The 22,321-nt window shown below is 40.8% G+C and carries 17 protein-coding genes and 1 other annotated feature; of the genes, 2 read left to right on the plus strand and 15 right to left on the minus strand.

Going from position 1 to position 22,321, the window contains the following annotated elements:
- Positions 1 to 17: 17 nt before the first annotated feature.
- On the plus strand, positions 18 to 884 hold the full coding sequence (locus WFH04_RS12925) for an ATP-grasp domain-containing protein (RefSeq protein WP_336824469.1): 867 nt from the start codon (positions 18 to 20) through the stop codon (positions 882 to 884).
- Positions 881 to 1,675, plus strand: a complete 795-nt coding sequence (locus WFH04_RS12930; protein WP_336824470.1) for an ATP-grasp domain-containing protein — start codon at positions 881 to 883, stop codon at positions 1,673 to 1,675. The genes WFH04_RS12925 and WFH04_RS12930 overlap by 4 nt, the downstream gene beginning before the upstream one ends.
- A gap of 17 nt (positions 1,676 to 1,692) precedes the next feature.
- Here WFH04_RS12930 and WFH04_RS12935 read toward each other — a convergent pair whose 3' ends face one another.
- The 15 genes from WFH04_RS12935 to WFH04_RS13005 all read right to left on the minus strand — a co-directional run bounded on the left by WFH04_RS12935 (position 1,693) and on the right by WFH04_RS13005 (position 21,790).
- Positions 1,693 to 4,338: a valine--tRNA ligase gene (locus WFH04_RS12935; RefSeq protein WP_336824471.1), complete on the minus strand. Its 2,646-nt coding sequence runs from the start codon at positions 4,336 to 4,338 to the stop codon at positions 1,693 to 1,695.
- 70 nt (positions 4,339 to 4,408) lie between these two features.
- Positions 4,409 to 4,628, minus strand: a binding site (T-box leader).
- A gap of 241 nt (positions 4,629 to 4,869) precedes the next feature.
- On the minus strand, positions 4,870 to 5,886 hold the full coding sequence (locus tag WFH04_RS12940; RefSeq protein ID WP_336824472.1) for a cell envelope integrity TolA family protein: 1,017 nt from the start codon (positions 5,884 to 5,886) through the stop codon (positions 4,870 to 4,872).
- 225 nt (positions 5,887 to 6,111) lie between these two features.
- Positions 6,112 to 7,404, minus strand: a complete 1,293-nt coding sequence (hemL, locus tag WFH04_RS12945; protein WP_336824473.1) for a glutamate-1-semialdehyde 2,1-aminomutase — start codon at positions 7,402 to 7,404, stop codon at positions 6,112 to 6,114.
- A gap of 1 nt (position 7,405) precedes the next feature.
- Positions 7,406 to 8,386: a porphobilinogen synthase gene (hemB, locus tag WFH04_RS12950; RefSeq protein ID WP_336824474.1), complete on the minus strand. Its 981-nt coding sequence runs from the start codon at positions 8,384 to 8,386 to the stop codon at positions 7,406 to 7,408.
- On the minus strand, positions 8,386 to 9,150 hold the full coding sequence (locus WFH04_RS12955) for a uroporphyrinogen-III synthase (protein WP_336824475.1): 765 nt from the start codon (positions 9,148 to 9,150) through the stop codon (positions 8,386 to 8,388). Before WFH04_RS12955 ends, hemB begins: the two co-directional genes overlap by 1 nt.
- A complete protein-coding gene (gene hemC / locus WFH04_RS12960) occupies positions 9,143 to 10,072 on the minus strand; it encodes a hydroxymethylbilane synthase (protein ID WP_336824476.1) in 930 nt (309 codons plus the stop codon). The genes WFH04_RS12955 and hemC overlap by 8 nt, the downstream gene beginning before the upstream one ends.
- A gap of 118 nt (positions 10,073 to 10,190) precedes the next feature.
- Positions 10,191 to 11,021, minus strand: coding sequence for a cytochrome C assembly family protein (locus tag WFH04_RS12965; RefSeq protein WP_336824477.1), 831 nt, complete (start codon positions 11,019 to 11,021; stop codon positions 10,191 to 10,193).
- A 44-nt stretch (positions 11,022 to 11,065) separates the two neighbouring features.
- Positions 11,066 to 12,418 carry a glutamyl-tRNA reductase gene (hemA, locus tag WFH04_RS12970; protein WP_336824478.1) on the minus strand — a complete coding sequence of 451 codons (1,353 nt, stop codon included), beginning with the start codon at positions 12,416 to 12,418 and terminating at the stop codon, positions 11,066 to 11,068.
- 226 nt (positions 12,419 to 12,644) lie between these two features.
- On the minus strand, positions 12,645 to 13,226 hold the full coding sequence (gene yihA / locus WFH04_RS12975; RefSeq protein ID WP_336824479.1) for a ribosome biogenesis GTP-binding protein YihA/YsxC: 582 nt from the start codon (positions 13,224 to 13,226) through the stop codon (positions 12,645 to 12,647).
- Complete coding sequence (lon, locus tag WFH04_RS12980) at positions 13,223 to 15,544, minus strand: endopeptidase La (protein WP_336824480.1); 2,322 nt, start codon at positions 15,542 to 15,544, stop codon at positions 13,223 to 13,225. The genes yihA and lon overlap by 4 nt, the downstream gene beginning before the upstream one ends.
- A 122-nt stretch (positions 15,545 to 15,666) precedes the next feature.
- Positions 15,667 to 16,932, minus strand: coding sequence for an ATP-dependent protease ATP-binding subunit ClpX (gene clpX, locus WFH04_RS12985; RefSeq protein WP_336824481.1), 1,266 nt, complete (start codon positions 16,930 to 16,932; stop codon positions 15,667 to 15,669).
- Positions 16,933 to 17,344: 412 nt separating this feature from the next.
- Positions 17,345 to 18,631, minus strand: a complete 1,287-nt coding sequence (gene tig / locus WFH04_RS12990) for a trigger factor (RefSeq protein WP_336824482.1) — start codon at positions 18,629 to 18,631, stop codon at positions 17,345 to 17,347.
- 110 nt (positions 18,632 to 18,741) lie between these two features.
- Positions 18,742 to 19,689: a DUF3196 family protein gene (locus tag WFH04_RS12995; protein ID WP_336824483.1), complete on the minus strand. Its 948-nt coding sequence runs from the start codon at positions 19,687 to 19,689 to the stop codon at positions 18,742 to 18,744.
- Positions 19,690 to 20,375: 686 nt separating this feature from the next.
- Positions 20,376 to 20,834: a GyrI-like domain-containing protein gene (locus WFH04_RS13000; protein WP_336824484.1), complete on the minus strand. Its 459-nt coding sequence runs from the start codon at positions 20,832 to 20,834 to the stop codon at positions 20,376 to 20,378.
- A 203-nt stretch (positions 20,835 to 21,037) separates the two neighbouring features.
- Positions 21,038 to 21,790 (minus strand): aminoglycoside adenylyltransferase domain-containing protein, encoded by a 753-nt coding sequence (locus WFH04_RS13005; protein ID WP_336824485.1) that lies wholly within the window; start codon positions 21,788 to 21,790, stop codon positions 21,038 to 21,040.
- Positions 21,791 to 22,321 lie beyond the last annotated feature (531 nt).

A 22,321-nucleotide genomic window follows, 5' to 3' on the forward strand; every position in this document is an offset into this window, starting at 1 on the left:
TGGCGGGAGGGATACGGATGAAAGATTGTTGGGTCATTTATAACGGCAGCTTGACGAGCGACAAATTCCGGGATCAGGCGGAGCTGCTGGCTGAAGCAGCTGAACGTGCGGGTTTACGTGCATTCATTAAAAAAAATTATGAAGTACTTATGGATGTACAAAGCGGATTAGAAGAACGTCCGGATTTCGTCGTTTTTTTAGATAAAGATATTTTATTGGCAACGTTTTTAAAAAACGAAGGAATCCCTGTATTTAATGATCCAGAGGTGATCGAAACTTGCGATAATAAAGCGAAGCAATATATACAATTAGCTAAAAATGGCATTCGAATGCCAAAGACGATCATTGCTCCAAAAGTATATCCCGCATTTACAATTGCACAATCCGGCTATTACGAAAGAGTACTGGATACGTTATCCCTTCCTCTAATCATAAAAGAAGGACACGGTTCTTTCGGCATGAAAGTCTATTTGATTGAAACCGAAGAACAATTCTACAATAAAGTGGACGAGTTAAGAGGCGTTGATTATGTCTTCCAGCAATATATTGAAACGAGTAAAGGAAGAGACATTCGCGTAAACATCGTCGGCGGAGAAATTGTGGCGGCGATGCACCGTGCTTCTGAGACGGATTTCCGTGCCAATATTACGAATGGCGGTACAGCTACTGTCATCGAACTGACAGAGGAGCAGAAGGATTTGGCCATACAAGCAGCAGCTGCGGTCGGTGCTGAGTTTGCGGGAGTGGATTTGCTTTTCGGAGAAGATGATCGACCCCTATTATGTGAAGTAAATGCCGCAGCACATATACGAAATATTTATAATGTGACGGGCATAAACGTCGCGGACAAAATGATTGAATATATTATAGGTAAGTTATCATGAAAGGCTATCTTTATTACACAGCGTATGAAGCGGAACGTAATTCCGGCTTCATTGATGAAATGTACAAATGCGCCAAGAAAGCAGACATAACGCTCCGTTTACTTGTCGAAGGCAAAGAACCTGATCGTGATGCAGATTTTATCCTATTTCGCGATCGTAATTCTTCCCTTTCCAAGAGATGGGAGTCTGAAGGTTTTAGAGTTGTGAATCGATCTGAAGTGAATGCCATTGCGAACAATAAATTGAGAACATATGAATTGTCAACAATATTAGGGATCCCAACGATCCCAAGTAAAAAAATTTTATCCACTGCAAATATACATGGCTATCCGGTCGTTCTAAAAACAGTGAACGGCCATGGCGGCAACGAAGTTTTCCTTTGTCACACGCAAGAACAAGCGGATGAATTTTTCACAGCTTTTCATGATAAAACAGCAATTTGTCAGCCATATATTGAGTCAAACGCCCAAGACGTTCGTGTTTTCATGATTGGTAACGATGTTGTAGGCGCTGTAAAACGGAAAGGGAATGATTCATTCAAATCAAATTATACTTTAGGCGGCTCAATCGAAAAGTATTCTCTTTCTGAATGGCAAGTTCGTCAAGTGCAAACGATCGCTAAAGCATTGAAAAGCGATTATATCGGTATTGACTTTCTTCTGCTTCCGGACGGCAGATGGGTGTTGAATGAAATCGAAGATCCCGTTGGTGCAAGATCACTTTACAAAACGCATGATTTTTCAATTGCTGAAAAGCTGATCCAGTATATACAAAAATCCCTGTCGCAATGACAGGGATTTTATAGTCTTTAAATTTCTTGAAGCTCTTCAATACGGCGTTCAACAGCCGCCTTTTTCTCTAAATAATCCTTTTCTTTCGCGCGTTCTTCAGCTACAACAGCTTCTGGAGCTTTTGAAACGAAACTTTCATTTGACAACTTCCCTTGAACCCGTTTCACTTCGCCTTCCCATTTCGCCAATTCTTTTTTCAAACGTTCGATTTCTTCATCAATATTCAACAATCCTTCAAGCGGCAAAAATAGCTCAGCTCCTGTAATGACTGCCGACATCGACTTTCCTGGTGGTGTAATCGCAACTCCGATTTCAAGTGTTTCCGGATTACAGAAGCGCTCAATATAATTACGGTTGGTTTCCAACACGTTAACTGTCGCTTCGTCTTTTGCAGCGATGTAAAGCGATACCTTTTTGCTCATCGGTGTATTCACTTCCGCTCGTATATTGCGGACTGCATGAATTAAATCGACCAATAGCTTCATGTTGGAAGCCTTCGCTTCATCTGTCAAAGCAGGATCTGCTACAGGCCATTTTGCTACCGTTATCGATTCGCCATCATGCGGGATGTTTTGCCATATTTCTTCTGTAATGAATGGCATCATTGGGTGCAATAAACGCATCGTGTTGTCCAATACATATGCAAGTACGGAACGAGTCGTCTTTTTCGCAGCTTCGTCATCGCCGTACAATGGCAATTTCGCCATTTCTATATACCAGTCGCAGAAATCATCCCAAATGAAATTGTACAATGTGCGTCCAACTTCACCAAACTCATATTTGTCAGCAAGCTTCGTTACTTGCTCAATCGTTTCATTTAATCGAGTTAAAATCCAAGCATCCGCTACGGATTTTTCGCCTGACAAATCGATTTCGTCATATGTCATGCCATCCATATTCATTAAAGCGAAACGGGACGCATTCCATATTTTATTTGCAAAGTTCCAAACTGCTTCCACTTTTTCAGTAGAATAACGCAAATCTTGACCAGGAGATGAGCCTGTCGTTAAGAAATAACGCAAGGCATCTGCGCCGTATTGATCGATGACATCCATTGGGTCTACACCATTGCCAAGTGATTTTGACATTTTACGTCCATCTTCCGCACGTACAAGTCCGTGGATTAAAACATCATCAAATGGACGTTTCCCCGTGAATTCAAGTCCTTGGAAAATCATGCGAGACACCCAGAAGAAAATGATGTCATATCCTGTCACTAAAGCGTCTGTTGGATAATAGCGTTTAAATTCTTCATTGTCGACATCCGGCCAGCCCATCGTAGAAAACGGCCATAATGCAGAGGAGAACCATGTATCCAATACATCTTCGTCTTGATGATAATTTTCGGCATCTTCAGGTGCCTCGTGGCCAACGTAAATTTCGCCAGTCTCTTTATGATACCAAGCCGGAATGCGATGGCCCCACCATAATTGACGTGAAATACACCAATCATGAATATTTTCCATCCAAGTTAAGTAGGTCTTTTCAAATCGTTCCGGTACAAAATTGACTTTTTCATCAGTCTCCTGAAGCTTAATCGCTTGTTCTGCAAGAGGTGCCATTTTTACGAACCATTGCGTGGATAAGTATGGCTCGACAACAGCCCCACTACGCTCTGAATGACCTACGGAATGTAAATGATCTTCAATTTTAAATAATACACCCATATCCTGCAAATCTTTAACGATTGCTTTCCTGCACTCAAAGCGGTCCATCCCTTCATATTTGCCAGCACGTTCATTCATTGTGCCATCTTCATGCATCACTAAAACGCGTGGAAGATTATGGCGGTTACCTATTTCAAAGTCGTTCGGGTCATGTGCAGGCGTAATTTTAACAGCCCCACTTCCGAATTCCATATCTACGTAGTCATCAGCAACGATCGGGATTTCTCGACCAACAATCGGCAACTTCACCATTTTTCCAATGAGATGTTTGTAACGCTCATCTTCTGGATGAACAGCAACAGCCGTATCGCCTAACATTGTTTCGGGGCGAGTTGTCGCGATTTCAATGCTACCCGTTCCGTCAGATAGTGGGTAACGCATATGATAGAATGCACCCTGAACATCTTTATGGATAACTTCAATATCGGAAATTGCCGTTTTTGTTGCCGGATCCCAGTTAATGATGTATTCGCCGCGATAAATGATCCCTTTTTCATACAATTTAACGAACACTTCACGAACTGCTTTTGACAGCCCCTCATCTAATGTAAAACGTTCACGAGAATAGTCGAGCGATAGCCCTAATTTAGACCATTGTGCGCGAATATGGCTAGCATATTCCTCTTTCCATTTCCATGTTTCTTCAAGGAATTTTTCGCGGCCTAAGTCGTAGCGCGTTTTGCCATCTGCACGGAGCTTTTCTTCAACTTTCGCTTGAGTAGCAATCCCTGCATGGTCCATACCCGGCAGCCAAAGAGCATCGTAGCCTTGCATTCTTTTCATTCGAATGAGAATATCTTGCAAGGCCGTGTCCCAGGCATGGCCTAAGTGGAGTTTACCTGTTACGTTCGGTGGCGGAATGACGATCGTATACGGCTCTTTGCCACTTTCAGGCTGCGCTTTAAAAAACTCACCTTTGAGCCACCATTCGTAGCGGCCTGCTTCGATTGACTTCGGATCGTACTTTGTCGGCATCGAAATGTTTTCTGTTGACATCTGAATTCCTCCTTTTTCATAAGACGTTGTTTTGTGAATGAACGGTGAAAATAAAAAAACTCCGTTCGCCTAAAAGGACGAAGGAGTTGTTCGTGGTACCACCTTTATTCGTGCATGGAAAAGCCACGCACCTCAATCACAAATAACGGCTTCTAACCGGCTTCCGCTACTATTTGTTCACGGAAACTGCTCCCGGGTGACGTTCGGCAAATCTTTTATAGGCACCTTCCACCATTGGCGCCCTCTCTTGAATAAAAGATGTTGCTTACTATCCCGATCAATGCATCATTATACAGTTATCCATATTGTATATGACGAGTAAGGTTACCGTCAAGTACACTATCTATATGAAAGGATGGGAATATGAGAAAAGGCTATAACCCATATTTATTGCCACCGTGGCTCCGAAAAACAAGATTTTATTGCAAAAACATTATTATACCAATCGCCGTTTTTCAGCTCATTCGGCTATTGTTCGTGCCGACGACCGGAGACTTTTTACTGCTTTGCCTTCTATGCGGCCTTGCATTTTTACTGTACAAAAACATCATTTGAACGGAATGACGTCGTACTCCATTCATCAGGCAACCCCGCAATGTATGACAGCATATCGTCATAGTCGCCGTATGAACTGCTGTCATGCATTGCGACCACGTTAACTGTTGGAGCATTTGAAGTTCCAGCAGCAATCGGCTGTTCAGCTCCTTTTTCAGCATCCAGTACTGTCAAATTGGCTACCTCTTCATTCGGTTTCGTCTTATTGACAGCCGTTTCTTTTTTAGTTTCAGCTTGTTCCGAATGATTACTCATTACCTCTGTTGTATCTGCCTTATTTTCGGTTTCTGAGGTCGGTTGTGCAACAGCGGTTTCTTTTGCATCGCTTTCTTGCTTAGTGACAGATTCTTCTTTTCGTGCGCTTACTTGTTTGGCAACGGCTTTTTCTTTCGTCTCTGTCTCTATTTTTGCGGTGGCATTAACCTTAGGCTCATTCTTTTCTCTAACGGTTACTTTGTCCTCCGGCTCACTCTTTTCTTTGGCAGTCAATTTGTTCTTCAGCTCAATCTCCTGTTGAGATGTGTCTTTAGCTTGAGGTTCGACTTCTTGCTGTGCTACTGTTTTCTTTTCTGTCTTCTCTACTAGCTTATCTTCCCTCCCATCGACATAGGAACAGTTGACATTCCATACAATTTTAAAAGCTCCCTGATCATCGATCGTTGTCTTCACATCTTTTGCGGTCAATTGCAGTGGGGCCTGAACTTCTGCAGGCAAATCGACATGGAGCGGCACCGCATATTCAAAGTATCCTTTTTGTCCATCTAACTCTACATCATCGATATAAACATATGAATCCGATAAATCCTCCGCACGCTGACCTTCTTCAAAATCAATTTTTGCAGCGATATGGTAAATGCCTGTCAAACGCACAGCCTCTTCTGATCGCTTTTCCGTAAAACCAGCTTTTACCCTTATCGTGTCCGTGTGCTTTGGCAATCCTATCTCAGGAGGAAAATAAAAAACCTCCTCCATTTTCCACTCTATATTCTTCAACTGTCTCCCTCCCATAATCATTCATTTGCTATGATATGCATAGACAATTGTGAATAGAATGCGCCAAAGTCAATTTCAGAGGAAAAGCCCATATAAATGGTGGTTTACTGGCGTAGTTCCTATCTTCACCATCAAGGTCAATTAAAAACTCATTTGATCGAATCAATGTCATTATAAAAACACCTTTTCCTCAACACAAAAGAGGAAAAGGTGTTTCAAAGTAAATTATCTTGACAACTGCTCAAATACTTTATGGAAAGCAGCCACTGTTTTTGTGATATGCTCTTCAGTGTGCGCAGTCGATAAGAACATGCCTTCAAATTGGGATGGCGGTAAGAAAATGCCTTCGTCAGCCATCAAACGGTAATATTCTGCAAACAAGTTAAGGTCTGCTGTTTTTGCTTGATCGTAATTAAATACTTTTTCGTTCGTAAAGAAGAATCCGATCATTGATCCTGCACGGTTGACAGTGTGTGGGATATTGTATTTTGAAGCTGCTTCTCTGAATCCGGCCTCCAATTGGTCGCCCAATTTCATGAAATATTTATAGGAGTCAGGTGTCAATTGCTTTAAAGTTTCAATGCCTGCTGTCATCGCAAGTGGGTTACCAGACAAAGTGCCTGCTTGGTATACTGTTCCCGCCGGAGCGATCTGCTCCATAATTTCACGTTTGCCTCCGTAAGCGCCGACAGGCAGTCCGCCGCCGATTACTTTCCCAAGGCAAGTTAAATCAGGCGTAATGCCAAAATAGCCTTGTGCACAATTATAGTCTACACGGAAACCGGTCATTACTTCATCGAAAATAAGTAATGAACCATTTTTCTCCGTCAATTCACGAAGCCCTTCAAGGAAACCTGGCTCCGGAGGAACAACGCCCATATTACCCGCAACCGGCTCTACGATCACTCCAGCGATATCATCGCCGAATTGATCGAACGCCACTTTTACACTTTCAAGATCATTGTAAGCGACCGTAATCGTATTTTTCGCGATGCCCTCTGGGACACCAGGGCTGTCAGGCAAACCAAGCGTAGCAACGCCAGATCCAGCTTTAATGAGCAATGAATCTCCGTGGCCATGGTAGCATCCTTCAAACTTCAAGATTTTATTTCGGCCCGTATATCCGCGTGCTAAACGCAACGCACTCATCGTCGCCTCTGTACCAGAAGATACCATCCGAACAACTTCGATGGACGGTACCCGATCAATGACGATTTCCGCTAATTCATTTTCCAATAAAGTTGGTGCACCGAAGCTTGTTCCTGTTTCAGCTACCTTTTTAATGGCCTCCACCACTTGATCATTCGTATGCCCTAAAATGAGGGGACCCCACGAAAGGACATAATCGATGTATTCATTGCCATCGATATCACGAATCATTGGGCCTTTACCGCTTTCCATGAAAATCGGATCCATATTGACCGATTTGAATGCACGGACAGGTGAATTCACACCACCTGGTAGTAACTTTACTGCTTCCGCAAAAGCAGCTTTCGATTTTTCGTAGCTTTTTGCCATTTCATTTCTCCTCCAGCCAACGTGCAGCATCTTTGGCATGGTATGTCATGATGAGGTCTGCGCCCGCACGTTTCATACTTATCAATGTTTCTAAAACAATTTGTTTCTCATCTACCCAGCCATTTTGAGCAGCAGCTTTTACCATTGAATATTCTCCGCTTACATTATAAGCAACAACTGGCAATAGCACATTGTTTTTTACATCTCTCATAATATCCAAATAAGATAAGGCAGGTTTTACGATAATGAAATCCGCACCTTCGTTAACATCGGAATCCGCTTCCCGAAGTGCTTCCAAACGGTTAGCAGGATCCATCTGATATGTTTTTCGATCGCCGAACTGAGGTGCTGAGTCCGCAGCATCACGGAACGGTCCGTAATATGCAGATGCATATTTGACCGCGTATGACATAATCGGAATATCTTCAAAGCCTGCCGCATCCAACGCTTGTCTAATTGCAATGACGAATCCATCCATCATATTGGATGGCGCGATAATGTCTGCTCCAGCTTTCGCTTGGCTGACAGCCGTTTTTGCCAACAAGTCGAGGGATGGATCATTAAGTACTTTTTCCCCGTGAACAATTCCACAATGCCCATGATCTGTATATTCACATAGGCACGTATCTGCAATAACGACTAATTGCGGGTATTTTTCTTTAATTAATCGCGTTGCTTTTTGGACAATCCCTTCATCATCATATGCGCCAGTTCCTTTAGCATCTTTCTCTTCAGGAATGCCGAATAAAATAACAGATGGAATGCCTAATGCAACAACTTCATCCACTTCTTCCATAAGTCGATCCAACGAAAATTGGTGAATACCCGGCATTGAATTAATTTCGTTTTTAATGTTCTCGCCTTCAATGACAAAAATCGGATAGATAAAATCCTCTTTATGCAAAGAGGTTTCCCTTACCATTGCACGCAATGTATTTGAATTACGCAACCGGCGATTGCGGCGAAATTGCATCTCGTTCATCATAATCCTTCCTTTCGTCTCGCCAATGCATCAACGAGGTCAATAAGTGTATATGTTTCGGGTTTAACATCAACTCGAGGGGCACCTGCTTCGATAAGCGCTTGTTCGGTAACATGTCCGATTGCACAAATCGTAAATCCTTCCCATCCCCTACTAGCAGCAATTGTTTCCGCAAATATGTGGACTGCCGACGGACTTGCAAACAGTATGTTAACGCTTGTTGCTTCATCCAATATATTTAAAATTTTTCCAATCGAAGATAATTGCTTTTCAGTTTTGTAAACAGTCCATTCAACTACATGGAAAGGCAATTCTTCCTTGATCAAACTTCCAGCCAAATTGCCGCGTAAGAAAAGCACATTCAATTGCCTATTTGTTTCAGGCTGAAATTGCTTTACGAATGTGTCCGCACTAAATACAGTCGGAATAAATGATACGTTAAAACCGATTTTCTCTAAAGCCGCCGCAGTTTTTGTACCGACCGCTGCGATTTTTGAATGGATTAAATCGGCAGAAAAGCCGAAACGGAGCATCTTTGCCCGAAATGCTTCCACTGCACTCTGACTGGTGAAAATTAACCAATCAAAATGAGAGCATTCGTTCATTTTCCGTTCATCATCAGCCTCTTCAATTTCAGCAACTTGAATTAGCGGCAAAGAGATTGGCGTTCCGCCGTATTGCTTAACTAAGTTGAAAACTTCAGGAGATTTAGGGGTTCCTGTAAATAAAACCGTCTCTCCGAAAAGCGGACCTCTATCACGCATCCATTTCCGCCTTCACTTTCTCGATCACTTCGGCAGCTCCTTCGGCACGTAACGCATTCGCAATTGTTCGGCCAATTTCAATTGGATCAGTGCCGCTGAATGTTTTCTTAAAGATTTGCTTTGCATCAGGAGAAGCAATAAAACCTGTCATTTCGAGCTTATCGCCTTCGTATGCAGCATATCCAGCAATTGGAACTTGGCATGAACCGTCCATTTCGGATAAGAAGGTGCGCTCTGCTTCAACAGCTTTACGTGTCTCTTCATCATTCAGTTTTTGAAGTTCGGACAACAGCTCCTCATCATCGCTTCGGCACTCAATCGATAGAGCTCCCTGACCGACAGCAGGAATGCAATCTTCAATCGACATATATTCCGTTACGACGTCATCACTCCAACCCATCCTTTTCAAGCCGGCTGCAGCAAGAAGAATTGCATCGTATTCACCATCTTGCATTTTTTTCAAACGTGTATCGATATTGCCTCGGATCCATTTAATTTCCAAGTCCGGGCGCAACAACAGTAATTGCGAACTTCTTCGGAGGCTGGACGTCCCAACCACTGCGCCGACAGGCAAATCCATAAACTTGACATGTCCGTTGGAAATAAAGGCATCACGCGCATCTACACGCTTAGGAATGCAACCAATCGTAAGGCCTTCAGGCAAAACAGCCGGCATATCCTTCATGCTATGTACAGCAAAATCAATTTCTTTATCAAACAGGGCCTGCTGAATTTCTTTTACGAACAGTCCCTTTCCTCCCACTTTGGAAAGCATGACGTCCAAAATCTTATCGCCTTTTGTGACAATCTCTTTTACTTCAAATTCAAATGGCGCTCCCGCAGCCTTCATTTGATCGATGAACCAATTCGTTTGCGTCAGCGCCAATTTACTTCTTCTGGAACCTACAATTATTTTTCTCATTAAACTCTTCCTTTCAACCAATTGCGCTACGGCATCCTCACATATAAACGTCGGCGTTTTTTATCACCCATATGCTGCCAAAAGCAAATTTCAAAAGAATATTATTTGCTCATTACTGTTACATCCAAAAATGAAATTGCGATAGCTTGCTGCCCAAGAAGAAATTGATAATGATAAATAGAAATGAAAAAATATTCGCCCATGCAAAATCATTCACCGACAGTCTGCCACTTCGCTGTAGAAATAATACGAAACTATAAATAATAATTAAGAAAAAAGATCCAATAATTTTTACATCTAAAATGGACCACTTATCCAAAACGATATTTGCCCATTGCGTCCCTAAAATGAGGCTGATCAGCAATACAGGAATGCCGATATAGATGGATACTTTCATCCCCACCATCGATTGTTGCAAAGAGGGCAGTCTCGTAAAACGACTCGTCCATTTTTTGTTTTTCAGCATGTTATAAACGAGCAAATATAATACTGCAAAAACGAAAGACATTGCAAATGCCGCATAGGAGAGGATAGCAAATGTAATATGGATAAAGAGCAGTTCTGAAATGAGTGAATGCTCGATCGTCGTCTGGCCAGCTTGTGATGGTGTAAATGTATGGATTGTCATAAAAATAAAGCCGATTACATTTAAAAAGAAAACAGCAAAACCGACTCTGTAAAACGCCTGGAGAATCATAGACAACGATATGAGAAGCCAGGCATAAAAATAAATGCCCTCATAAAGGGAGAGGACGGGAAACCTTTTCATTTCAATTACTTGAGCAATTAAGAATCCACTTTGCATCAAATAGACGACCAGCAGAATCCAAAAGGCACTGCGGTGAGCAACCCGGTCTTTATTTAAATAATCGATGAAATAAAAGACGAGGCTCACCGCGTATAAAACAAGCATCACTTCATGAAATCTTGCCATAGTCATTTCCGCCATGATGCATTCTCTGCCTTTCCAGCTTTACCATAAAGCGATATGGCTTAAAATTGATAGTCAGGCTCATACGTAATTTTTTTGTCATTTACCGAATGTTGCTTTTCAGTTTTCTCAACTTCTTCTTGCATAGAAATTTGTTCCAATCCGAAAATCTGCTTAAACAAAGCCATTTTTTCACTTGCTTGTGGATCCAATGCCAATTCTTTCGCTTGGAGAATTGGATCTTTCAACATTTGGTTGACAATCGATTTCGTATGTTTGTTAAGCAATTTCTTTTCACGGGCCGTCAAATTCGGCATTTTGTTTTCGATGCTTTCCATTGTTTCTTGCTGAATGGAAAGTGCTTTTTCACGCAAAGCGGATATTACAGGAACAACGCCAAGTGTTGCAATCCATTCCTTAAACTCGGCTACTTCTTGTTCGATCATTACGCCGATTTCATCCGCCGCCCGCTTGCGTTCTGCCAAGTTGGCTTCTACAATTCCTTGTAAATCATCGATATCATACAGGAAAACATTTGGAAGTTCACCAATTTTCGGATCTAAATCGCGCGGTACTGCGATATCGACCATGAAAAGTGGTTTGCCTTTCCTTAGTTTTTCTACGAATTGCATTAATTCATAATCGATGACGAAATCTTTCGCCCCTGTCGAGCTAATTAATATATCCGCCTCTAAAAGGGTGCATTGTAATTCTTGCATAGGCTTGGCCACTCCGCCGAAACGATCAGCCATTTCAGCTGCCTTTTCAAAAGTACGGTTAATGACCGTCACTTTTTTCGCTCCACTGCCACGCAAGTTTTTAATAGCAAGTTCGCCCATCTTCCCTGCACCTAAAATCGCCACATGCTTATTGTTTAAACTGCCGAAGATTTTTTTGCCTAATTCGACTGCAGCATATGAAACAGAAACCGCATTCTCGCCAATAGCTGTTTCTGAATGGCCGCGTTTTGCAAGTGTAATCGATTTTTTGAACAGTTCATTGAAAACTGTTCCTGTTGTACCGATTTCTTGAGCCTTCAAGAAGCTATCCCGGACTTGCCCTAAGATTTGTGTCTCTCCTAATACCATCGAATCGATCCCAGCTGTCACTCTCATCAAATGTTCAATCGCTTCGTCGTTCTCATAAATGATCAAATGAGGCGATAATTCTTCAATGGACATGCCGAACCAATTCGCTAAGAAACGCTTAACATAATACCGCCCTGTGTGGAGTTGGTCAGCAACGGCGTAAAGCTCTGTACGATTGCAAGTCGATATGACAATATTTTCTAATATACTTTTTTCAGATTGCAGCATTTGCATCGCTTTTGGCAATTCAGCTTCTACAAATGATAATTTTTCCCTAATTTCAACCGGTGCAGTTCTATAGTTGACACCGACTACGATTGTATGCATTAGGTGTTCACACCTCTCACGTTCTTATTTCTGGTCATAATTATAACATACTTTCCTGCCGAATTTAAGTTTATAATGTGAACAACATTTGAATTTATAGGGTTTGCGGACGATTTTTAGAATAATTATTATTAGATAAAGAAAATTATATAATAGTCAATATGCATTTAAAAGACAGATAAAAAAATGGTCCGGATGAGGGGTTACCCATCCGGACATTTCATTGTTACATTCGACTTTCTATTTCACGCCATGCTTCTTCCATCCCGATACCTTTCTCTGATGAAAAAAGGACAAGTGGATCTCCCGCACGCATTTGCAATTCTTCCCGGACTATTTTTTTATGCTTTTCCCATTTGCCTTTTGGGATCTTATCCGCTTTTGTCGCTACGACAATCGTTGGGATATTATAATGCCCTAAGAAATCATACATCATGCAATCGTCCTCTGTTGGAGGGTGACGCAAATCGACAATTAACAGGACAGCTTTTAATTGTTCTCTGCCAGTCAAATACCGCTCGATCATTTTGCCCCAAGCTTCACGTTCCGACTTGGAAACTTTTGCATAGCCATACCCTGGTACATCGACAAAAAAGAGCTGTTCTTCGATTTTATAAAAATTCAATGTTTGCGTTTTTCCGGGTTTAGAAGAAGTTCTTGCTAAGCTTTTCCGGCCAATCATTTTATTGATGAAAGATGATTTTCCGACATTCGAACGACCTGCTAACGCAAATTCCGGAAATCCATCCTCTGGATATTGCTCCGGTTTCACTGCGCTTATTACAATTTCCGCGTGATTGACTTTCACTTTAAAGCCCCCTCTATCGCGATCGAAATGACCTCTTCCGCGTCAGAAACGAACCTGAAAGTCAACTCGTTACGCACACTTTCTGGTATTTCTTCAATATCTCGTTCATTATCGATCGGTAAAATGATCGTTGTCAAGCCTGCACGGTGTGCACTTAACGTCTTCTCTTTCACTCCGCCAATTGGCAATACTCTGCCACGAAGCGTAATCTCACCAGTCATGCCGACTTCTCGGCGAATTGGGCGTTTCGTCAATGCAGATACCAATGCAGTCGCAATTGTCACCCCAGCGGAAGGACCGTCTTTTGGCACTGCTCCTTCGGGAACATGGATATGAATATCATTCGATTCATAAAAATCAGCGTCAATTCCGAAATCACCTGCTTTTGATCGGACATAGGATAACGCTGTCTGTGCGGATTCTTTCATGACATCGCCTAATTTGCCGGTCAAGATAAGTTTTCCCTTCCCCGGTGATAATGAAACCTCTATTTGCAAAGTATCGCCGCCAACTGCAGTGTAGGCAAGACCTGTTGCGACGCCGATTTGATTGTTTTCTTCTGCTTGTCCATATCGGAATTTCTTTTTGCCCAATAGGCTTTCAATTGTACGCGGGCTAACTGTAATGCTCTTTTGCTCTCCTGTTACAATAAGCTTTGCAGCTTTCCGGCAAATGCGGGCGATTTCCCGTTCTAACCCCCTGACGCCGGCTTCTCGCGTATAATGACGCACTACGCTCATGATCGCTTCGTCTTGAAAACGGACTTGCGCTTTCGTTAAGCCGTGTTCTTTCAGTTGTTTCGGTATTAAATGGTTTTTGGCAATTGCCTGTTTTTCAAGCTCTGTATATCCCGCAATATTGATAATTTCCATACGGTCACGCAATGGCCCCGGTATCGAACTTAGATCGTTGGATGTTGCAATGAACAGAACATTCGATAAGTCGTACGGCTCCTCGATATAATGATCACTGAATGTACTATTTTGTTCTGGATCCAACACTTCTAACATCGCTGAAGAAGGATCTCCTCTAAAATCATTGGACATTTTATCGATCTCATCCAAAAGGAAAACAGGGTTGATTTTTCCTGCTTTTTTCATTCCTTGAATGATTCTTCCCGGCATCGCTCCTACATAAGTACGGCGATGTCCACGAATTTCCGATTCATCACGTACGCCACCTAAAGAGATTCGGACAAACTTTCTACCTAAAGATTCAGCAATCGATTTTGCCAATGAAGTTTTACCGACACCTGGCGGTCCGTCCAAGCAAAGGATTGGACCGCGCAATGAGTTTGTCAATTGTCTTACCGACAAGTATTCTAAAATACGCTCTTTAACGGTTTCCAAACCTTCATGATCACGGTTTAAAATCTTTTCTGATCGTTTAATATCCAAATGATCTTTGGATGCTACAGCCCAAGGCAACGAAACAAGCCAATCAATATAATTTCTAATTACACCGCTTTCTGCAGAAGCAGATGGCACTTTTTCATAGCGATCTAATTCCCGCAGCGCAACCTCTTTTACACCTTCAGGCATATTCGCTTCTTCAATTCGCGCGGTAAGCTCTGCAACCTCTAAACCTTTACCGTCTTTATCTCCTAATTCAGTTTGAATCGCTTTCATCTGCTCACGGAGATAGAACTCTTTTTGCGTTCTCTCCATCGCTTCTTTGACCCGCTCATTAATTTTGCGCTCTAAGTTCAAAACTTCCTGCTCATTGTAAAGACGGCTAATTAGCCATTCCAGACGTTCTTTAACGTTCGTCATTTCAAGAACTTCTTGTTTAGCCGACAGCTTCAGCGGCAAATGAGATGCAACCATATCGGCTAATCTTCCCGGCTCAGTGATAGATGCAACGGAATCATACGTTTCTTTAGAAACCCGTTTTGAAATCTTGGAATACTTTTTGAAATACGTAAGCAAAGTCCTCATAAGGGCCTCGCTTTCCGCATCCAACTCTTCATTGTCGGACATTTTTTGGACATCTACAACAGGATATAAATCTGCTTCTTCATAATTCGACCATTTCGCCCGATCGAGTCCTTCAATTAAAACCCGATACGTTCCATTAGGAAGTTGAGTCATCGATTTTACAGAAGCTATAATTCCTACCTTGTATAAATCATCCATTTCAGGGTTTTCAATACTTGTATCCTTTTGAGTCGCTAAGAAAATCAAATGATCTTGTGCAATTGCATGTTCAATTGCAAATACGGAGCGCTCTCTTCCAACGTCAATATGTAAAATCATTGTCGGGTAGACTAACATTCCGCGAAGTGGCAATAAAGGTATGTTTGTTTTTTTATTTTGCATGCGGAAGTCACCTCCATTATGTTATGTATGTCCAATTCAAGCATGGTCTATAAGTTAAGAAAAGCTGACAACCGACGAGCGAAACGTTCGCATCCTCGGCGTCAGCTTTATTCCTGCAGGCATCATGCCGTGTTTTTCTCTTGATCGAGATCAAGCTGTGAGCCATCTTCCCGATATAGCAATGGACTTGCCTTTTTCAAAACTGCATCTTTTGTAATGACGCATTCTGTAACTTCTTCAAGCGATGGGAGTTCATACATAATATCTAACATGATATTTTCAATGATGGAACGCAAACCACGTGCACCTGTTTTACGTTCGATTGCCTCTTTCGCAATTTCATTGAGTGCATCTTCTTCAAAACGTAGATTGACACCGTCCATGCCTACCATCTTTTGGTATTGTTTCACGATCGCATTTTTAGGAACCGTTAGGATTTGATAAAGCGTCTCTTCACTTAAAGGTTCCAAAGTTGCAATTACCGGCAAACGACCAATGAACTCTGGAATAAGGCCGAAACGTTGTAAATCTTCAGGGATCAACTTTGATAGCAACGCCTCTTCAGCGTCTGCAGTTTCATTGTTCGTACCGAAGCCAATCACCTTTTGGCCTGTGCGGCGTTTGATAATGTCTTCGATGCCGTCAAATGCCCCGCCGACGATAAATAGAATGTTCGTTGTATCAATTTGCAAGAACTCCTGATGAGGGTGTTTGCGGCCGCCTTGCGGAGGCACACTCGCAACCGTACCTTCAAGAATTTTTAATAAAGCTTGTTGAACGCCTTCACCTGACACATCACGAGTAATGGATGCATTTTCGGATTTACGGGCAACTTTATCAATTTCGTCGATATAAATGATGCCTCTTTCAGCGCGATCAATATCGAAATCCGCAGCTTGTATCAGCTTCAAAAGGATGTTTTCAACATCTTCGCCGACATAACCAGCCTCAGTAAGGGATGTAGCGTCCGCTATTGCGAATGGAACATCCAAAATCCGAGCTAATGTTTGCGCTAACAACGTTTTACCGCTACCTGTCGGCCCAATCAAGACGATATTGGATTTTGAAATTTCCACGTCATCAATTTTACTGTTCGTATTGACACGTTTGTAATGGTTATAAACAGCTACTGCTAAAGATTTTTTCGCTCGATCCTGCCCGATGATATATTCATCCAAAATACTTTGGATTTCACGTGGCTTTGGAACATCTTTCAGCTCGAAATCCTCATCTAGGCCAACCTCTTCTTCAACGATCTCAGCACATAACTCTACACATTCATCACAAATATATACACCTTGACCAGCGACAAGCTTTCTTACCTGGTCTTGGGTTTTTCCACAGAAAGAACAACTCAGGTTATCTTTTTCATCATTAAATTTGAACATCAAGCTCACCCCTATTCAAGTGACAATCTTACAAGATTCCCCCGTTTTAATCAACTAATTAGAATTAACTCTCTCCCAAGAAGAATGACCTATTCAATTTATATTATACCTCGGAACTCCTCTATGCAATTCCTTTAAAACAGAAACAATTCCTATTACAACTGTCGGAATATTCGTGAATAACATACACTTGAATAGGAGCCATTTAAAATTGAACTCTTTTTTTGAATTCAAACTTTATAAAGCATTCGTCGGACATTCTGAAAGTAAAGTTGAATAACAGATCTTGGAATGAATTCAAAACACCTTTATATTCATTTTATCAAATTTAAAAGCTATAATGTTCATTCAGCTTACTTTAGTTAAGAAAAACAAGGTACGGTCTTCCGTACCTTGTCGTATTCATCTGCTATTATTCAGTAACTTTTGCGTTTTCCACTAAGAATTCAACTGTTTTGTTGAAACGAAGATCATTCTCAAGAACTTGTGTGCCACCTAAAGTTTGCTTGATTTGATCGATTTCCATACCGAATTGCTCAGACATTTTTTGAAGCTCCTCGTTGATCTCTTCTTCAGTCACTTCAATGTTTTCTTCTTTACCGATTGCTTCCAATGTAAGGGAAACTCTTACACGGCTAAGTGCATCGTCTCTCATTTGAGCGCGCAATGCATCTTCGTCTTGACCAGAGAATTGGAAGTAAAGGTCAAGGTTCATGCCTTGCATTTGCAAACGTTGTGCAAAGTCATTCATCATACGGTCAACTTCAGAATCAACCATAACTTCTGGAATGTCCATTTCTGCATTTCTTGCTGCTGCTTCGACTAAGTCGTCACGCAATGCAGTTTCAGAAGCAGCCTTCTTTTCTTCAGCAGTTTTTTCTTTCAATTTGCTGCGAAGTGCATCCAAGCTTTCCACTTCTTCATCGATTTCTTTTGCAAGCTCATCGTCAAGTTCAGGAATTTCTTTTGATTTGATTTCATTTACTTTCACTTTGAACACTGCAGGTTTACCTGCTAATTCAGCAGCATGGTATTCTTCAGGGAATGTCAATTCGATATCTTTCTCTTCGCCCATTTTCATGCCTACCATTTGCTCTTCGAAACCAGGGATGAAAGAGTTCGATCCGATTTCAAGATCATAGCCTTCTGCTTTTCCGCCTTCGAATGCTTCTCCATCAACAAATCCTTCGAAATCCAAGTTGACAGTATCGCCATTTTCGACTGCGCCGTCTTCTTTAACGACCATTTCAGCAAAAGCTTGCTGGCGGTCTTTTAATTGCTCTTCGATTTCTTCATCTGTTACTTCAGTTTCTTGACGTTTCACTTCAAGACCTTTGTAGTCGCCCAATTTCACTTCAGGCTTCAATTGAATATGAGCTTTGAAAATAAGTTCTTTTCCTTTTTCCATTTGCTCTACATCGATTTCAGGCTGTGCAATTGGCTCTACTTCTGCTTCGTCAAGCGCATTGCTGTAAACTTCTGGAAGAATAATGTCAAGCGCATCATTATAAAGCGCTTCTACACCGTACATTCTTTCAAACATTTTGCGTGGCATTTTTCCTTTGCGGAACCCAGGTGCTTGAACTTGTTTCACCACTTTTTTGAACGCTTCATCAAGTGCAGCATCGACTTTCTCTGCTGGCACTGTTACTGTTAATATCCCTTTATTGCCTTCTTCTTTTTCCCATTTGACTGACATGTAAAAACCTCCGAATCATTATCAACAATATATTTTCGCACGTGTATACGTCATTTACAACCATTACAGTATATCATAGTCTTTCGATCTTTCAACAGATTTACGAATTCTCACCGGTCCGTTTCTTGATCGATATGTCGGATGAATGTACACAGGTCATTACATTCAATTTGATTCCCCGAAAACATGCTATGTATGTATTGTGCATATGCTTTTGCAACCTCTTCTGTCGAATAGCCATCCCACGAAAAAGGGTAATCTAAAATACCATACTTTTGTACAGCTTCAATTGCTAATTGCAACATGGAAGGATCTTTTTCAAATTGCACACCTAACAAATCGAGGACTTCGGCAGTTCGTTCGTCTTGATTTGGCAAAGCAATCTTCGAAGGGATTACCGTTTTCTCTCTGCCGAATTTTTTCACGGTTACCGGTTGCTCGTACTCTACCTGATAAAGTAATACGAGTGCAAAGGTAACAACTAACGGTCGCAATTCTTCTTGTTCAACAATTTGCGCTATAACGGGAATTGCAGATGTTATGTCTCCGCTTTCCAATGTTGAAAGCATATTTTGCTGCATTTCAACCGGTTGTTCAAGGAACTCCTCCAATGTGAAGGTTTCTTGGTGAAAACGGGTTTCATCAGGTGTATAGCGATCAGATAGTCTTTGATTTAATTGCCTTAAATAGTTAAACTTATTCACCATTTCTTCTGGAATGGCATCTTCTTCGAACAGCGCATCAATTGCCATCTCCACTTCATCGTACAATTGCAGTTGAATACTAATCGCAAGATATAATTCCATTGCATCTATATAATTCGCAGTGCCGCTCTGCAACAACTTCTCCGCGATCTCTTTTGCCTTGACAAAATCCTTCGTCTCATACAGAGCAACCGCATATGGTGCTAAGTAGCTTTGATGGTCAGTATCGAAGCGATAAACTTGTTCAAAGGCTTTAATGGCACGTTCATAATCCCCATCCTCCACAGCATCCAAACCTTCATCAAGCAATCTTTCCAATGAACCAGGAAAAAGAATTACATTATCTCTCTTCATTAATCTGCCGTATTTACGCCTTTTCAGTGCTTACACCCTCTTTCACCCAACTACACTATGTGCACTCAGGTTCATTCAAGTAACTTCTTCTCCTTCCATTATAATGTGGAGATTTCACTAATTTATGTTCACTATACCATATCCCTTTTTACAACTAAAAATGTATTCATTTCTATAGGTTATTTGACAGCATTCTTACTATTATATAATAAGGTTCTATTTCAACTTCAAAAACAATACTTGCTTTGTAGAAACCCACTTCAATTTGCTGAGTTTATTAGATACACAACACTTTGTTTGCCGATCAATTTTTTTCGTATACAGATTTAGTCAAGTGTGGCTGTATGCGTAAGAATGGAACTGCCGCAATCGCTATTCATATAAACGATTACGGCAGTCAAATGGTTTCTTTTATTTGCAAGCAGTAGTTTATAAATGAGGTTTTTACTTACCTATTACAAAAAGGTCATTTACAGCTTTCTTCTTTTGAATAATCACTCTTTGAATTGCAGCTAATACTTTTTCTTCAGCGTGGACTTCTACTATATAAATTACTTGCCTCAAACTGCCTCTTATCTACAAAACCAAAATATTCAACGAGAAAGCATAAGCAAAACCTGCCGTTAAATTAAATTTCAAGCAACAGGATTTATTCGCGGCAATATTGGTGCTTCCAATTCAACACGTCACTCAATTGTATCCCATAGTTCTAAATCTACATTTTCTATATCTGTCCAACTATAATACTTCTCAATATGCCATCTATTTTTTAGCCTTTTATAATTTTCATTTTCAATCCATTTATGCAAGTCATCATATAGATCCATTATTTTCGAATTACTCCCCCTGTGCCTTACAACTGCATACTTTTGCGCCGGCACAGTTAAAGCAACCATATCAGCAGGAATCTTTTCAAACTCCTCCACTTCAACACAAACCCAATATCCATCTGCCTCAGCATTTTCAGGTTCCACTACAAACGCACCCATTTGAACATCCGGATTGATAACATGCTGAATTTCGTCAACACGATCATTTAATCGCAAAGATGCTTTAGGTATTTCAGTAATAAATTGATCGCCTTCGCATATCACTCGGAACCCGACTAACTTCAATTCATTACTCTCTTTAATTTGAACTTCCATCGCCACTCCCCCTTTATAACCCAAACGAGTTGTATAAACCCTTTCCTTTCACGAGTATATCAATAATTCAAATAGTATAAAGCTTTTATATTTACTTTCTAAAGTATTAAATTTGTCGTGAATAGAGCAACAACCTCCTAAGCCGTTGGTCGCCTTGCAATAAGCAAACGATAACTAAATTGTATTTACAAGACATTTTATATTTAATTAAAAATCAACTTAGACATATACCTACTAAACTCCTTTAATAGCTCAACATCAAATGCACACTCTTCGTTTTTTTTATAATTTCTTAAAGCTGTTGAAATTATAGGACTATATCTATGATCAAGATTTTGAATGCCCCACATCCCACCTTGTTCTTTCGATAAAATTAACCGATCATGCTTATAGGCATATACACGACATAAATTAAGAATAATGTAGACTGGGCGCTCAAAAATCTCGTTTTCCGCATTAGCGATATCGAATCGTATGCTATCTACATAATCATTTTCCGGTACAACCCCAAATACGTCATCAATCGGCTTTCCAAAAAGAGTGAGGCCAACATTTTTAATAACTGTAAAATGGGCAGCTAAATCTTTATCTGTTCCGTTCATCATTTCACTATATGACGTAATATCAGCCAAACATTGCTGCATGTGCAGTTTTGAATAGTGAAGTACGAAAGGTGTAGGATAAGCAAAATTTTGACATGAGTCTAAAAGTACAACACTCATTTCAAAACCATTCGCAGGTGACTCACTTGATAATTTCAATAACACATTGATTAATGCTATCTTTTCTTCAAGTGACGGGGATTCATCAACAACAACAATAAAATCAATATCACTTTTATTCGGATTAAAGCAGCCAAATGCAATTGATCCATGAACGTAAATACCTACTAAGTTATTCCGTAGTATTTTCTGATACTCATTTGAAATTTTATCCAATGTTTTTTTCGTATCCAATTGAACTTCACCTCCAAAATGAATTTGTAGTATGTATCATTGAATAGTTGCGACCTAAAAATAGAACTGTATCTATTATAAATTATTTGAAACATACACAACATCTCCTGTTCCAATTAATCCTGCCAAACACTGTTTATTTCATCTGTAATACAAGCACATGTAATTTTTCATAGCCAATAGCAATACGATAGGTATTGGTGCGACCAGTATGCCACGACAGCAAAAAATCGGAACGGAGTTTCTTTTGTGTATGTCCAAGAGGCTTTCAGTGTATTATGCGAGGTTTCAAACGAGAGATTAATTGGTTCCACTATGTCTAACTCGAAGTAAAAAGCATCAAACGTATATACTAATAGCTTCCATCTTTACAAACCGATTTTCGTTAAATAAAAAAGAACGCCCGAATAGGACGTTCTTTCAGACTGTAGACAAAGTATCTTTTTACTTTGTCTACAGTTCTTTTAAGGTTTGTAGTCATGAGATAGGTGTTTGCCCAGCTTGGCTTGAAAACGCTTGTCAGACAAGGCG

Source organism: Sporosarcina sp. USHLN248, assembly GCF_037144575.1.
GTDB classification, from domain to species: domain Bacteria; phylum Bacillota; class Bacilli; order Bacillales_A; family Planococcaceae; genus Sporosarcina; species Sporosarcina contaminans.

Excerpts from the sequence above, each read along its gene's own strand:
- clpX (WP_336824481.1), bottom strand. The coding sequence starts at position 16,932 with ATGTTCAAATTTAATGATGAAAAAGATAACCTGAGTTGTTCTTTCTGT.
- WFH04_RS13000 (WP_336824484.1), bottom strand. The coding sequence starts at position 20,834 with ATGGAAGTTCAAATTAAAGAGAGTAATGAATTGAAGTTAGTCGGGTTC.
- hemB (WP_336824474.1), bottom strand. The coding sequence starts at position 8,386 with ATGAACGAGATGCAATTTCGCCGCAATCGCCGGTTGCGTAATTCAAAT.
- WFH04_RS12935 (WP_336824471.1), bottom strand. The coding sequence starts at position 4,338 with ATGTCAACAGAAAACATTTCGATGCCGACAAAGTACGATCCGAAGTCA.
- hemC (WP_336824476.1), bottom strand. The coding sequence starts at position 10,072 with ATGAGAAAAATAATTGTAGGTTCCAGAAGAAGTAAATTGGCGCTGACG.
- hemL (WP_336824473.1), bottom strand. The coding sequence starts at position 7,404 with ATGGCAAAAAGCTACGAAAAATCGAAAGCTGCTTTTGCGGAAGCAGTA.
- WFH04_RS12925 (WP_336824469.1), top strand. The coding sequence starts at position 18 with ATGAAAGATTGTTGGGTCATTTATAACGGCAGCTTGACGAGCGACAAA.
- hemA (WP_336824478.1), bottom strand. The coding sequence starts at position 12,418 with ATGCATACAATCGTAGTCGGTGTCAACTATAGAACTGCACCGGTTGAA.
- WFH04_RS12930 (WP_336824470.1), top strand. The coding sequence starts at position 881 with ATGAAAGGCTATCTTTATTACACAGCGTATGAAGCGGAACGTAATTCC.
- lon (WP_336824480.1), bottom strand. The coding sequence starts at position 15,544 with ATGCAAAATAAAAAAACAAACATACCTTTATTGCCACTTCGCGGAATG.
- WFH04_RS12965 (WP_336824477.1), bottom strand. The coding sequence starts at position 11,021 with ATGGCGGAAATGACTATGGCAAGATTTCATGAAGTGATGCTTGTTTTA.
- WFH04_RS12955 (WP_336824475.1), bottom strand. The coding sequence starts at position 9,150 with ATGCGTGATAGAGGTCCGCTTTTCGGAGAGACGGTTTTATTTACAGGA.
- tig (WP_336824482.1), bottom strand. The coding sequence starts at position 18,631 with ATGTCAGTCAAATGGGAAAAAGAAGAAGGCAATAAAGGGATATTAACA.
- WFH04_RS12995 (WP_336824483.1), bottom strand. The coding sequence starts at position 19,689 with ATGAAGAGAGATAATGTAATTCTTTTTCCTGGTTCATTGGAAAGATTG.